This window comes from Bradyrhizobium sp. NC92 (assembly GCF_025200865.1).
In the GTDB taxonomy this organism is placed as follows: domain Bacteria; phylum Pseudomonadota; class Alphaproteobacteria; order Rhizobiales; family Xanthobacteraceae; genus Bradyrhizobium.
Map to the genome: position 1 here is coordinate 3,465,429 of NZ_CP104171.1, position 12,738 is coordinate 3,478,166.

Annotated in this window: 11 protein-coding genes and 1 pseudogene; 11 read left to right on the forward strand and 1 reads right to left on the reverse strand. The window is 63.2% G+C overall.

Annotation, left to right across the window (positions count from 1 at the left end; genetic code table 11):
- Positions 1-208: 208 nt before the first annotated feature.
- From N2602_RS15965 to N2602_RS15985, 5 genes are read left to right on the forward strand one after another with little or no spacing between them, the layout of a single operon-like run.
- A complete protein-coding gene (locus N2602_RS15965; protein WP_260383226.1) occupies positions 209-1,417 on the forward strand; it encodes an ROK family transcriptional regulator in 1,209 nt (402 codons plus the stop codon).
- The gene (gene nagB / locus N2602_RS15970; protein WP_260383227.1) at positions 1,414-2,196 is read left to right on the forward strand and encodes a glucosamine-6-phosphate deaminase; all 783 of its coding nucleotides are present in this window, start codon (positions 1,414-1,416) and stop codon (positions 2,194-2,196) included. Before N2602_RS15965 ends, nagB begins: the two co-directional genes overlap by 4 nt.
- Positions 2,197-2,216: 20 nt before the next feature.
- Complete coding sequence (gene ggt, locus N2602_RS15975; protein WP_260383662.1) at positions 2,217-3,788, forward strand: gamma-glutamyltransferase; 1,572 nt, start codon at positions 2,217-2,219, stop codon at positions 3,786-3,788.
- Between the two features lie 44 nt (positions 3,789-3,832).
- Entirely contained in the window at positions 3,833-5,443 is a 1,611-nt protein-coding gene (locus tag N2602_RS15980; protein ID WP_260383663.1) for an ABC transporter ATP-binding protein, read from the forward strand.
- A 37-nt stretch (positions 5,444-5,480) separates the two neighbouring features.
- Positions 5,481-6,710 (forward strand): Gfo/Idh/MocA family protein, encoded by a 1,230-nt coding sequence (locus N2602_RS15985; RefSeq protein WP_260383228.1) that lies wholly within the window; start codon positions 5,481-5,483, stop codon positions 6,708-6,710.
- An 825-nt stretch (positions 6,711-7,535) separates the two neighbouring features.
- On the opposite strand, the pseudogene N2602_RS38930 reads toward N2602_RS15985, so the two are convergent.
- Positions 7,536-7,643, reverse strand: a pseudogene (locus N2602_RS38930) (ANTAR domain-containing protein); the annotation flags it as partial.
- A 69-nt stretch (positions 7,644-7,712) separates the two neighbouring features.
- Here N2602_RS38930 and N2602_RS15990 point away from each other — a divergent pair.
- The 6 genes from N2602_RS15990 to N2602_RS16015 are packed head-to-tail and all read left to right on the forward strand — an operon-like array spanning position 7,713 to position 12,721.
- A complete protein-coding gene (locus N2602_RS15990; protein WP_260383229.1) occupies positions 7,713-8,120 on the forward strand; it encodes a hypothetical protein in 408 nt (135 codons plus the stop codon).
- Between the two features lie 18 nt (positions 8,121-8,138).
- A complete protein-coding gene (locus N2602_RS15995) occupies positions 8,139-9,308 on the forward strand; it encodes an ABC transporter substrate-binding protein (protein ID WP_260383230.1) in 1,170 nt (389 codons plus the stop codon).
- An 11-nt stretch (positions 9,309-9,319) separates the two neighbouring features.
- Positions 9,320-10,192, forward strand: coding sequence for a branched-chain amino acid ABC transporter permease (locus tag N2602_RS16000; protein WP_260383231.1), 873 nt, complete (start codon positions 9,320-9,322; stop codon positions 10,190-10,192).
- A gap of 18 nt (positions 10,193-10,210) precedes the next feature.
- Positions 10,211-11,221, forward strand: a complete 1,011-nt coding sequence (locus tag N2602_RS16005) for a branched-chain amino acid ABC transporter permease (protein ID WP_172788033.1) — start codon at positions 10,211-10,213, stop codon at positions 11,219-11,221.
- Entirely contained in the window at positions 11,218-11,988 is a 771-nt protein-coding gene (locus tag N2602_RS16010; protein ID WP_172788034.1) for an ABC transporter ATP-binding protein, read from the forward strand. The genes N2602_RS16005 and N2602_RS16010 overlap by 4 nt, the downstream gene beginning before the upstream one ends.
- On the forward strand, positions 11,981-12,721 hold the full coding sequence (locus tag N2602_RS16015) for an ABC transporter ATP-binding protein (RefSeq protein ID WP_172788035.1): 741 nt from the start codon (positions 11,981-11,983) through the stop codon (positions 12,719-12,721). The genes N2602_RS16010 and N2602_RS16015 overlap by 8 nt, the downstream gene beginning before the upstream one ends.
- The last annotated feature ends 17 nt before the right edge of the window (positions 12,722-12,738 follow it).

Here is a 12,738-nt window from a genome sequence, read left to right on the forward strand (position 1 = left end):
GGAGGTCCTTTCGTCCCTAGGCTCTGCTTCCGCGGCGGAAGACAAGCACGGCCGGGTCCATTTGTAAATATGACGAACAAATGGGCGTCCTGATACGAAATGAGGTGCCAGCCCGCTGGGGTATATGACGGAAAATCGAAAAAAAAGACCCTTGACGGAGGGCTGATCGAGCGATTTAGTTCTGAGAGTGGACTAATTGGACAGACTCATGCAGGACGCCCCGTCTTCGCCCGTTGCCCGACAGCAATCCGTGCGTCTTGTGGTCGAGCGTTTGCTGCGCGATCGATCAGTCTCGCGCGCCGAAATCGCGCGCAGCACCGGCCTGTCCAAGCAAACCATCTCCGAAGTGATGCGCGAGCTCGAGCGCGACGGCTGGGTGCGCGAGGACGGGCAGATCCAAGGCAACGTCGGAAGAAGTGCGGTGACGTACGCGCTTCGGCCGGACGCCGCCTTCGTCTTGGGCATCGACCTCGGCGGTACGAAACTGCATGTCGCGCTCGCTGATCTGCACGGCGAGATCGTTGCCGAGAGCATCGAACCCACCTCCAACGACGGCGGCCGTGCCGTCGTCGCCCAGATAGGGCGTATGAAGGATGCGTTGCTGGTGCGGGCCAATGTCTCTGCGCAGCGCCTGCGGGGTGGCGTCATGGGAAGTCCCGGCATGGTTGATCCGGGATCCGGCAGCATCGTCATTGCGCCCAACATTCCCGGACTTGATAGCCTGGATGTAAAGGCTGCCTTGCGCGAGCAACTCGGCATCGAGGTCCTCATCGAGAATGACGTCAATCTCGCTGCGATCGGGGAGCATTGGCGCGGCAGCAGCCGCGCAATCCGCAGTTTCGCCTTTATCGCGCTCGGCACCGGCATCGGCATGGGCATCTTTTCGGATGGCAGCCTTGTGCGCGGCGCACGGGGGAGCGCCGGCGAGATCGCCTATCTGCCGCTTGGCGGCGATCCCTATGACGCACGTGGTCTGAAATACGGCACGCTGGAGACCGCCGTCGGCAGCGCCGGCATCGTCGAGCGCTATGTCGGTCTTGGCGGCGCGCCCGCCAGCACGGTGCGCGACGTCTTCGACCGGCTGCAAGGCGAGGAGGCAGCTCGGATCACCATCGATGAGATCGGCCGGATCCTCTCGACCGCCATTCTGGCCGTGCACAGCGTGCTGGATCCGGAAATCATCATTCTGGGCGGGAGCATCGGAGCGCGGCCCGAGTTGAAGCATCGTATCGACGACTATCTGGAGCGCTGCATGCTTCAACCGGTTCGCATTGAGCTCAGCACGCTCGGCAATCGCGCCACGCTGATCGGCGCGATCGGTAGCGCGATCGACCTCATGCATCGGTCGCTGTTCGGCATCGGCCGCGGGTCGGGCCCCCTCGCGCTGCCATTTGCGGCAGCAGAAGTCGCGGCATGAAAGAGTACGCACCGAGGATCGAGATCGTACGGAGCGCCGCTGCCGCAGCTGCCGCGGAACGGGGGGCTGAACGCATCGTTGCCTGCATGCGCAATCGGACGCAGCTGACCCTCGGCCTTGCGACGGGCGCGACGATGACGCCGCTCTATGCCCGTCTCGTCGCGGCAAGCCGTGCGGGCCTGATCTCGTTTCGCGAGGTGACGTGCTTCAACCTCGATGAATATGTCGGTCTTGCGCCGAGCTCGGGGGGAAGCTTTCATCGCTACATGCATGAACATTTGTTCGGGCACGTGGATATCGAGGCCGGGCGCGCAAGGCTCCCCAACGGCATGGCCGAAGATGTCGCGGCGGAGGCAGCCGCCTATGAAGCGCAGATCGCCGCAAGCGGAGGCATCGATCTGCTGCTCCTCGGCATCGGCGCCAACGGCCATATCGGCTTCAATGAGCCGGGCTCCGATTTCGCCTCGCGGACCCGCGAGGTCGAGCTCGATGAAGCGACGCGTGTTGCGAACGCAGGCGGCTTTCCGGACCTCGCTCATGTTCCGCGGCGCGCGATCACGATGGGGATCGCGACAATACTGCAGGCCAGGAGCATTCTTCTGGTCGCAACAGGGTCGGAGAAGGGGGCCGCAGTCGCAGCCGCAATCGAAGGTCCGATTGGACCCGCGTCCCCGGCCTCGGCGCTTCGACTGCACCGCAACGTCGAGATCATCTGCGACGAGAAGGCTACCGCTGCACTGGCCAAACGGCCCCGGAACGAGACTCGGAGAACCGCTTGAATTGGCGACAGCGCGATTTCATGGTGCCGGGACGGTCGCTCGCGGTCGGTGATCGCGGCATGGCCGCGGCCTCGCATCCTGCCGTTGCGCTCGCGGCGGTGGAGATGTTGCGCAGCGGCGGCAATGCCGTCGATGCCGCGATCGCTGCGATTGCACTCCAGGGCGTCATCGATCCGCACATGACCGGCGTGGGCGGCGATTGTTTTGCAATCTATGCGCCCGCGTCCGGAAAGCCCGTTGCCGTCAACGGCTCCGGCAGGGCGCCGCAAAAGGCCGAGCTCGGTTGGTTTCAGCAGCAGGGACTGACATCGATTCCTGATGACTCACCCCATGCCGTCACGGTGCCGGGGGCCGTCGATGCGTGGTGCCGGCTCTCTGCCGACCATGGATCCAAAAGCTTGGATGAGGTCTTGGCGCCGGCGATCCGCGCGGCCGAGACCGGCTTCGTTGTCACCCCGCGCGCCGCGCTGGATTGGGCGCGCTACGCCAATCGTCTCGAACGACATCAGGCCGGCATTCCCGTCTACCTGCCCGGTGGCGCTGCGCCTGCCGTCGGCGCCAGGCTCAGCCATCCCGCACTCGGCGCGACGCTGCGGCGGATTGCGCGCGAAGGGCGCAGCGCGTTCTACGAAGGCGCGGTCGCAGAGGAAATCGTCGCAACGCTGAAGGCGATGGGCGGGTTGATGCAACTCGAAGACCTCGCGAGCGCGCGACCCGACTACGTCACGCCGATTTCCACCGACTATCGCGGCCACGAGATCTGGCAATGTCCGCCCAACGGGCAGGGCGTCGCCGCGCTATTGATCGCCCGCATTCTTGCCGGCTTCGACATGGCCGACCCGTCGCTGAGCGAAGCGGATCGCATCCATCTCCTTGCCGAAGCGACCAAGGCGGCTTATCGGCAGCGCGACGCGCTGGTCGCCGACCCCGCATTCCATCCGCTCGACGTCGATGCGCTGCTCTCGGAGCGAACAGTCGCGGCCTTGCGCGGCCGCATCAGCAGGGAGCGCGCGAGCGAGCCGACGGTGTTCGACATGCCGGTCCATCGCGATACGGCCTACGTTGCCGTCGCCGATCGCGACGGCAGGATGGTCTCCCTGATCAACTCCCTGTTCTTCGCCTTCGGGAGCGGTATCTACGCCCCGCGATCGGGCGTGCTCCTCCAGAATCGCGGCGCGGGGTTTTCCCTTGTCGAGGGACATCCCAATGCGATCGCGCCGCGCAAGCGCCCCTTCCACACCATCATCCCGGGCCTGCTCTCGAAGGATGGCAAGCCGACCATGGTTTTTGGCGTCATGGGCGGACAATATCAGGCCACCGGACATATCCAGATCCTGAGCGGAGTGCTCGATCGCGGCCTTGATGTGCAGCAGTCCTCTGATGTGCCACGAAGCTTTGCCTTCGATGGTGTGTTGACGCTCGAGCCAACGATTCCCGCGGCTGTCGCCGACGATTTGACCGGGCGCGGTCATCGCGTGGTCTGGGCGGACGAGCCGCTCGGAGGTTGCCAGGTCGTGCACCTCGACAGATCCAGGGGCGTCATGTTCGGCGCGTCGGATCATCGCAAGGACGGCATCGCGCTGGCAGTTTGAGCGAAGGGGCGGGCGACGATGGTGGATCGGATGACATGAACGGGATGGCAAAGGCGATCCTATCCATCGAGCACCTGACCCTGGCGTTGCCGCCGGGCGCGGATCGCGCTTTTGCCGTCGAGGACATTTCGCTCGCCCTCCACCCGCGACAGATCCTTTGCGTCGTCGGTGAATCCGGCTCGGGCAAATCGGTCTGCGCTTCCGCGGTGATGGGGCTATTGTCGAAAGACATTCGCTGGACCGCGGGCAGTATCCGGTTCGAGGGACTGGACTTACGTGCTCTCTCTCCGGCAAAGTGGCGGAACCTGCGCGGCCGGAAGATCGCGATGATCTTCCAGGAGCCGATGACCGCGCTCAATCCGGTGATCCGGATCGGTGCCCAGATCATCGAGGCGTTCGAAGCGCATCACCAGCTCACGCCGGCCGAACGCGAGGTGCGCGTGCGCGCGCTGCTCGAGGAAGTCGGCCTCCGCGATCCCGAGCGCATCATCCGTAGCTATCCGCATCAACTGTCCGGCGGGCAGCGTCAGCGCGCCATGATTGCGATGGCTCTGGCGCTCGAACCCTCGATTCTGGTGGCGGACGAGCCGACCACGGCGCTCGACGTCACCACGCAGGCGCAGATCCTCAAGCTCATCCGAGACATCCAGCAGCGGCGTGGCATGGCGGTGCTGTTCATCACCCACGATTTCGGGGTTGTGGCCGACATCGCCGACCGTGTCGCTGTTATGGAGAAGGGGCGCGTCGTCGAAGAAGCTACGGTCGACGAGGTGCTTGAGCGCGCACAGCATCCCTATACGCAGAGGTTGCTGGCAGCCGTGCCGCGCGGCATTCCGCGGGCAAAAGTCGAGGACGCAGACGCGCCCACCGCCTGCGCGGCATCAGGACTCGTGAAGACTTATAAGAGCAGCGACTGGTTCAGCCCGCCCGCGGAAGTTTCCGCCGTGAAGAGCGTCAGCTTCGAGATTCGTCGCGGCGAGACGCTCGGCCTGGTCGGGGAGTCCGGTTCGGGCAAGAGCACGATCGGCCGGCTTGTCATGCGGCTGACGGACGCGGATGCAGGGGTCGTCCACATCGGAGAATTGAATTTCTCGGACGCCCGCGGATCGGAGCTGCGCGCCGCGCGCAAACACATCCAAATGGTGTTCCAGGATCCTTTCGCCTCGCTCAATCCGCGTCGTCGAGTCGGGCAGATCATCGCCGATGGACCGATTGCGCATGGGGTGCCCGCCGCGCAAGCGTTTGCGCGCGCCAGGGAATTGCTGACGTTGGTCGGGCTCGATTCCGGCGCGGTGCAACGTTACCCGCATGAGTTCTCCGGCGGACAACGCCAGCGGATCGGCATTGCGCGCGCGCTTGCGCTGGATCCCGAGGTGCTCGTGGCCGACGAGCCCGTGTCGGCGCTCGATGTCTCGGTCCAGGCGCAGGTGCTCGCGCTGCTCGAGAGGTTGAAGAAGGAGTTGCGGCTCGCCGTTCTCTTTATCACGCACGATCTCAACGTTGCCGCCCAGGTCTGCGACCGGATCGCGGTGATGCGGTATGGCGAGATCGTCGAAGTCAAGCCGGCCGCGGACCTGTTGAGCCGGCCCGAACATCCCTATACCCAGACATTGCTGGCGGCTATTCCGGGTCGGCAGCGGAGAAAGTCGCATTGAAAAAAGACGGCGATTGTCGCTGAAGGAGGCGTCTTGAATGCAGAAGTTCGCGGAACTTCCGGTGCTGCGCGTCGGTCTCGTCGGAAGCGGCTTCATTGCCGCATTTCATCTGCAGTCCATGCTTGGCGTGCGCAATGTCAGCATCGGCGGTGTCTACAGTCGGTCCGCCGAGCGACGAACGCGCATCGCGGAGAAGGCCCGGAATCTTGGCCTCGGACCGGCGCATGTGTTCGATAGCATCGAGGCCATGGCGACTTCCGGTGAGGTCGATGCGCTTTGGATCCTGACGCCGAACGATACGCGCCTCGATATCATGCGCGAGATCCATGGGGTGACGAAGTCGGGAGCTCCCTTGCGCGCCGTGGCCTGCGAAAAGCCGCTGGCGCGCACGCTCGCCGAGGCGCGCGAGATGCGCAGCCTCGTCGAGGATGCTGGCCTGCTCCACGGCTATTTGGAAAACCAGTTGTTCTCGACCGCGGTGACGCGTGGCAAGGACATCATCTGGCGGCGTGCCGTACCTGGAAGCGGGCGTCCCTATCTCGCCCGTGCCGCGGAGGAACATTCCGGACCGCATGAGCCCTGGTTCTGGCAGGGCGACAAGCAGGGCGGTGGCGTGCTCTCCGACATGATGTGCCATTCGGTCGAAGTCGCGCGCTTCATGCTGACGGCGCCCGGCGCGAGCCGCGACAGCCTGCGGCTGGTCAGTGCCAGCGCCACGACGGCCAATCTCAAATGGACGCGCCCGCGCTATGCGGCCGATCTGAAGACGCGGATGGAGATCGATTTTGCGAAACGCCCGGTCGAGGATTTCGCGCGTGGCATCCTGACGCTGGAAGACATGGATGGGCATCAGGTCCTGATCGAGGCAACGACCTCCTGGGCCTATGTCGGGGCCGGCCTGCGCATCCAGCTCGAATTGCTCGGGCCCGAATATTCGATGGAGTTCTCCTCACTCTCAACGGGCCTCAAGGTGTTCCTGGCCCGGACGCTCAGCGGTTCCGAAGGCGAGGACCTCATCGAGAAGCAGAATGCCGAGCAGGGTTTGATGCCGGTCGTCGAAGACGAAACAGGCATCTACGGCTATACTGATGAAAATCGGCACATGGTCGAAGCGTTTAGGCGCGGGCTCAGTCCTGCCGAAACGTTCGATGATGGCGTCGGCGTCATGGAAATGTTGATGGCGCTCTATCGGTCCGCCGAGCTCGGACGCACCGTGCATTTCCCGGACCAGGAGCTAGAGCACTACGTTCCCCAGGTCGCGCGCTAACAGCGCGCGCAGTGTGCGGGACTTGAAGCATGATCGGTGATCCGGTCCAAGGAGGCCATCGCGGCTTGCCAAATGCGCTCGGGCGCCTCGGCGTTGTCTGAATGAGTCTCAGCGTGGAGTTCTACGGCTGCCGGTCTGCGACGACATAGAGTGGGAGTAGTGCTGCTAGCTCTTATTTCTTACCTTGCGTAGCTTTAGAAATGTCGCTCTCATTAAAAATCCCCCTGACCAAGTACCTTGAAATTGGCTTAGCTTGGTTGGACTCGGCTATCAACGCCGCTCTGAACAAAGAGCGCGGCAGCGCAGTGGCGCGTGCAGAAGCGAAGGGTGTCGCTACGGTGCTCAACACGTGTTTGGTGCGGCGGCAAACGATAGACCGGGATCGAGAAAGTGGAGTGCGCCGCGCAGTTGGTGTGTCCGACACAAACATATGCCCTCAGTGCCTTGGTTCTGCGCGACTGTCTGAATAGACTCGGATTCAAAACATAAAAAGGGGGCATAGGAAATTGCGGCCCGTTTCTCGCAACAGGAAGCAATCTAACCCGTCGCGCGTGGCAGCATACCCCTTGCCGTTATCTGCGCCGAGAGTTCTTCGATCGTCTTGCGCTGCTCCATCGCGGTTCTGCGGGTCAACGCAAAGGCGGCAGGGCTCGGCGAGCGTATGCGAATGCATTACCTGAAGAACGGCGGCAAACACGAGGCGACGTGCCCGCAGACGCTGCTCGAGCTTGAGAATTTGTTGCTTGTGCGTTCGTTCCGCTCGAAAGCCATGACGAGCGCTGCGTAGATGCCGGCCGATCGCAAGGGCTTGATGAGGAACGAAGCTGGATCGAGTTCGAACACCAGCTTGAGTCGGTTTGGTGTCTCGGTGCCGAGCAGGGCGATGACAGGCGATCGCGCCAGGGATGCGCGTTGCGCCGGACTAGCTCCAATCGGAGCTCGATTGCTGGAGCTAGCTCAAATTGGCCCGTGATGGATTGGAGCGAAAGTTCAAGTCTTTCAATGGGTTGGAAGGCGGCGTGTGCACGGCATGTGCACCGGGAGATCAAGAAAAATCTCTTCACAGCTAACGTGATCAGGCGTTCCGTTGTGGATGGCGCCGCATTGGTGCGCCGACTGCTCGTCCGCCTGTACTACTCGAAGATTTTGGTCGAGGCGCGGCGTCGCGGATACGCCGTCCGCCGGTTCGCGGGGGCCGAAAGAGGCTCGCGCGCGGAGCGCAGCGCTAGCTGCATCGAGCGACAATCGACAGAACTCAGGGTCGCCATAAGAAATCGCTATGGCGGCAGACCGCAGTCGGTGCTTCCCCTGTCATCAAACGTAAATCATTTTTTTACCGTCGGCCGCAGCAAAAAATTCCAAGGGCAAGACCACGGAAGTGGCGAGGTTCGCGGGCGCATCATTTTGTAGCAGCAACGGAGCGGGCAAATGACGATCGAGTTGAGCCGACGGGGATTTTGCATCGGAACTGCCCTGATAGGACTCCAGACGGTTTCCTCCAGCGCCTTCGCGGCGCGAAGCGAAGACGGGACGGTCAGACTCGGTCTTGTCGCGCCGATGAGCGGGCCGAATGCCCGCTACGGTGCCTTCTCGCTGCGCGGTGCCCAGATGGCGGCGAAGGAGATCAACGGCGCCGGCGGTATCGGTGGGCGCAAGATCAACATTCTGGCCGGTGACAGCCAGGGGACGCCGGTCGAGGGCGTCTCGGCGACCCGGCGGCTGATCGACCAGGACCAAGTCGATTTCATCATCGGCGACGTCTCGAGTTCGGTGACGCTGGCGATGCAGCCGGTTGCCGAAGATGCAGGCGTGCTGCTCCTCAATGCCGCCTCGTCGAACCCGAAGATCACCTACAAGGCGGGTGTCGGCGGCTTCAAATGGACCTATCGCAACTATCCGACCGACGAGAACCGCGCGTTGATCGTGCTGCAATACGCCGCCGAGAAGAAGGGCTTTACCAAATACGCCGTGCTCTCGGTCGACAGCGATTACGGCCGTGCGGCCATTGAGTTCACCAAGAAGTATCTCCCGCGGTTCAAGAGCCAGATCCTGACGGAAGACTATTACAAGGAAGGCGAGGTCGACTTCCGCAGCGTGCTGTCAAAAATCCGCGATGCCGGCGCCCAGGCCATCATCATGTATGGCAACGCCGATTCTTCGCCGATCGTCGGACGTCAGATGATAGAGGTCGGGATCGCCGGCAAGATCCCGTTGAATACCGCGAGCACCATCAAGGCGGCGCCGAAGGCAATGGAAGGCGCGATCGAGGCGGCGGCCTGGCTGCCGGCCTATGACTCGGAGAAGAGCAAGGCCTTCGTCGAGAAGTTCACTGCCGAGTATCGAGAGGCGCCGAACAACCACGCCTATGTGCACTGGGAGACGACGCATCTTCTTGCCAAGGCGATCGAGCAAGCTCAGAGCATCGATCGTGAGAAGGTCCGCGCCGCACTCTCCAAGATCCACTATGCAAGTGCAGTCGGCGAAGTGACCTTCGACGATCACAATCAGGCGCGGCTGCCGATGATTCTGCTCGAGATCGAGAACGGCAAGCCTGCCATCAAGGGTGCCTATTCCGCCGAGATCGACTATCCCAAATAGGCGGCACGCACATGTTCTACACGATCATCGAGCAGGTCGTTAACGGCATCGTATCCGGATCGGTGTACGCGATCGTTGCCGTCGGCATGACGATGATTTTCGGCGTGCTGCGCGCCATCAACTTCGCCCATGGCGAATACTATATGCTCGGCACCTTCGGCGCCTGGTTCGCCATCGAGTATTTCGATCTGCCGTATCCGGTCGCGGTCGTGATCGGCGTGGTGGCGACTTCTGTCATTGCGGTCGTTGTCGGCAATGTCGTGATGCAGCGCATCGTGGGCGCACCGGCCGAGGCCGGTGTGCTGGCAACCCTCGGTGTCGCGTTGATCCTCCAGAACACCATCATCCTGGTGTTCGGCGGCAGCTACAAGTTCTTCTCCGGCGGCTACATCGAGCCGGTGACGCTGTTCGGCTTCACCCTGGCAGAGCAGCGTATCCTGATCATCATCGTCGGCCTCATCGTCTTCGTCGGCCTCGAGCTGATGGTCACCTACAGCCGGATGGGCAAGGCGATGCGCGCTGTATCGCAGAACATCGAGTGCTGCGCGGTGGTCGGCATCGATGTCCGTCATATCGCGCTCTGGACTTTCATTCTCGGTGCAGGTCTTGCCGCGCTGTCTGGCGTGCTGACCGCGCCGGTCAATGTCAGCGTCTATGGCGGGATGGGCGAGCTCATCACCTTCAAGACGCTGCCGATCATCATCATGGGCGGGCTCGGCAACGTTCGCGGCACCTTCGTCGCCGCGATGATTTTAGGCATCGCCGAGAGCCTGGTTGCCACTTATGTCGGCCTCCAGTTCCGCGACACCGTGGGATTTGCGACCTTGATGCTGGTGCTGATGTGGCGTCCGCACGGGTTGTTCTCCGCGCAGGCGCGCTTCTGATCGCAGGGATGTGACACCTTGACCGAGATCGCCCGAGACCAGACCGTGACCCAAGCCGAGAGCCCAGCTGCGACGGGACGGGATCTCCGCGCTCCCTTCGGCCTCGCGCTGCTCGCGCTGGCCTGCATCGCGCCGTTGTTTCTGGGTAATTATCCGCTGCACGCGATCATCATCGCGCTGATTTTCTTGCTGCCGGCGCACGGGCTCAACCTGCTGCTCGGCTATACCGGGCTCCTCTCGCTGGCGCAGGCGGCGTTCTTCGGCATCGGCGCCTATACGTCGGCGCTGCTGGCGGTGCATTTCGGCACGCCGTTCTACCTGAATTTCCTCGCCGCGGGCCTCGTGACCGGCGCGGTCGCGCTGCCGCTCGGAATTCCCGCCCTGCGGCTGCGTGCGACGTCCTTCGTGATGTGCACGCTCGGCTTCGTCATCATCGGCCAGGCGATCGCCAAGAACTGGATCAGCCTGACCCGCGGTGACATGGGGCTGGCGGCGATCCCAAAGCCTTACTTCGCACTGGGACCGGCGTCGTTCACGGTCTCAGGAACAGTCGGCTTCTATTACCTGGTGCTCGCCATCGCCGTGCTCGCTACGCTTGCCGTCTATCTGATCGTGCGATCGCCGGCGGGGCGCAACATGATCGCCATTCGCGAGAACGAGACGCTGGCCGAATCCGTCGGCATCCCGACCTGGCACTACAAGCTGGTCGTGTTCATGATCAGCGCGGCCTTTGCCGGGCTCGGCGGCAGCCTCTATGCGCATTATTTGACCGTGGTCAGCCCGCTGACCTTCCAGATGTACTACTCCACGACGATGCTGATCATCGTGCTCGGCGGCGGGGCCGGGACGATCTCGGGCGTGATCTTCGGCAGCCTGCTGTTCGTCGGTCTCACCGAGGCGCTGCGCGTCGCCCCCGAACTGCGCATGATCGCCTACGGCTTCTTCCTGCTCGGCCTGGTGTTCTGGTTCCCGAACGGGTTCGCGCCGCTGATCAGCCGCTGCTCGTCGTTCCTGGAGAAGCGCAAATGAGCGGGCTGCCGATGCTCGATATATCCGGCCTCTGCAAATCCTACGGCGCCGTGCGCGCGGTCGACGGTGTCGACCTTCATGTCGATCGCGGCGAGATCTGCGGGCTGATCGGCCCCAACGGCTCCGGCAAGTCGACCTTCTTCGATTGCGTCACCGGGCTTGCCAAGCCGAGCGCGGGCGCGGTGAAGCTCGACGGGCAGGACATCACGGGCTGGGCGCTGAACGATATCGCGCGGGAAGGGCGCATGCTGCGCTCGTTCCAGAAGACTGTGGTGTTCTCCGCGCTCGACATCGAGGAGAACCTCGTGATCGCGGGCCAGATGTTCACCTTTCCCGGCGTTCTGTCGACCTTCGGGATCGGCGCCGCCGCGCGCAATCGGGTCGCGGCGTTGCGGGAGCGGGCGCGCGAGCTGATCAAGATCGCTGGCCTCTGGGATGTCCGTTTCCAGCCGGCCGGAAAACTCTCCGGCGGACAGCAGAAGCTGATCCAGTTCGCCTCGATGCTGATGCCGGAACCAAAGCTCATTCTGCTCGACGAGCCCATGGCCGGCATCAACCCGAAGCTGATCGAGCGCGTGGTGGACAGCATCCGCCTCGCCAACACCTCCTTCGGCGTCAGCTTCCTGATCATCGAGCACAACATCGACGTGGTCACGAGTCTCTGCAAGCGGGTGGTGGTGCTCGACCAGGGACGCAAGCTCGCGGAAGGCACACCGGACGAGATCGTGCAAAACCAGGCGGTACGGGAGGCTTATCTCGGTGGCTGAAACCTCTCTCTCCATCAAGGGGCTGCGCGCGGGCTACGGCTCGCTCGACATCCTCAACGGCGTCGATCTCGACGTGCCGCAGGGCCAGTTCGTCGCGCTGATGGGGCCGAATGGCGCCGGCAAGTCGACACTGCTGAAGACGCTCTATGGCATGACCACGGTCAAGGGCGGCAGCATCAACTGGCAGGGCAAGGATATCTCGGCCTTCAAGTCGCGCGCGATCCTGGCGGAGGGCATCTCCTGGGTGCCGCAGGGCCGCTGCAATTTTCCGGTCATGACGGTCGACGAGAATCTGCAGATGGCCGCCTATACCTTGCGCGACAGCAGGGTGAAGGCGGAGCGCGACTATGTCTACGACCTCTTTCCGATCCTGAAGACGCGCCGCAACACGCTGGCGGGCAACATGTCCGGCGGCGAGCAGCAATTGCTGGAGGTTGCGATGGCCGTGCTGCAGCGGCCAAAGATCCTGCTGGTCGACGAGCCCTCGGTCGGGCTGTCCCCGACCGCGATCGGCATCGTGTTCGACGAGCTCGCGCGCATCAACGCCGCTGGCCAGACCATCCTGCTGGTCGAGCAGAACACCAAGAAAGCCATGCAGGTGGCCCAGCGCGCCGTCATCCTGCGGCTCGGCAAGGTGATCTGGGACGGCCGGCCCGCCGATATCACCCATGACGAGCTCGGCGAGCTCTTCCTCACCGGCCGCATGCGCGGTGAGACCGACGTCGAACACTGACTGCAACTCAAAGGACG

Bases quoted from the DNA above. Each gene is read 5' to 3' on its own strand.
- N2602_RS15985 (WP_260383228.1), top strand. From the start codon at position 5,481: ATGCAGAAGTTCGCGGAACTTCCGGTGCTGCGCGTCGGTCTCGTCGGA.
- N2602_RS16000 (WP_260383231.1), top strand. From the start codon at position 9,320: ATGTTCTACACGATCATCGAGCAGGTCGTTAACGGCATCGTATCCGGA.
- N2602_RS15990 (WP_260383229.1), top strand. From the start codon at position 7,713: ATGGGTTGGAAGGCGGCGTGTGCACGGCATGTGCACCGGGAGATCAAG.
- N2602_RS16010 (WP_172788034.1), top strand. From the start codon at position 11,218: ATGAGCGGGCTGCCGATGCTCGATATATCCGGCCTCTGCAAATCCTAC.
- nagB (WP_260383227.1), top strand. From the start codon at position 1,414: ATGAAAGAGTACGCACCGAGGATCGAGATCGTACGGAGCGCCGCTGCC.
- ggt (WP_260383662.1), top strand. From the start codon at position 2,217: ATGGTGCCGGGACGGTCGCTCGCGGTCGGTGATCGCGGCATGGCCGCG.
- N2602_RS15980 (WP_260383663.1), top strand. From the start codon at position 3,833: ATGGCAAAGGCGATCCTATCCATCGAGCACCTGACCCTGGCGTTGCCG.
- N2602_RS15995 (WP_260383230.1), top strand. From the start codon at position 8,139: ATGACGATCGAGTTGAGCCGACGGGGATTTTGCATCGGAACTGCCCTG.
- N2602_RS15965 (WP_260383226.1), top strand. From the start codon at position 209: ATGCAGGACGCCCCGTCTTCGCCCGTTGCCCGACAGCAATCCGTGCGT.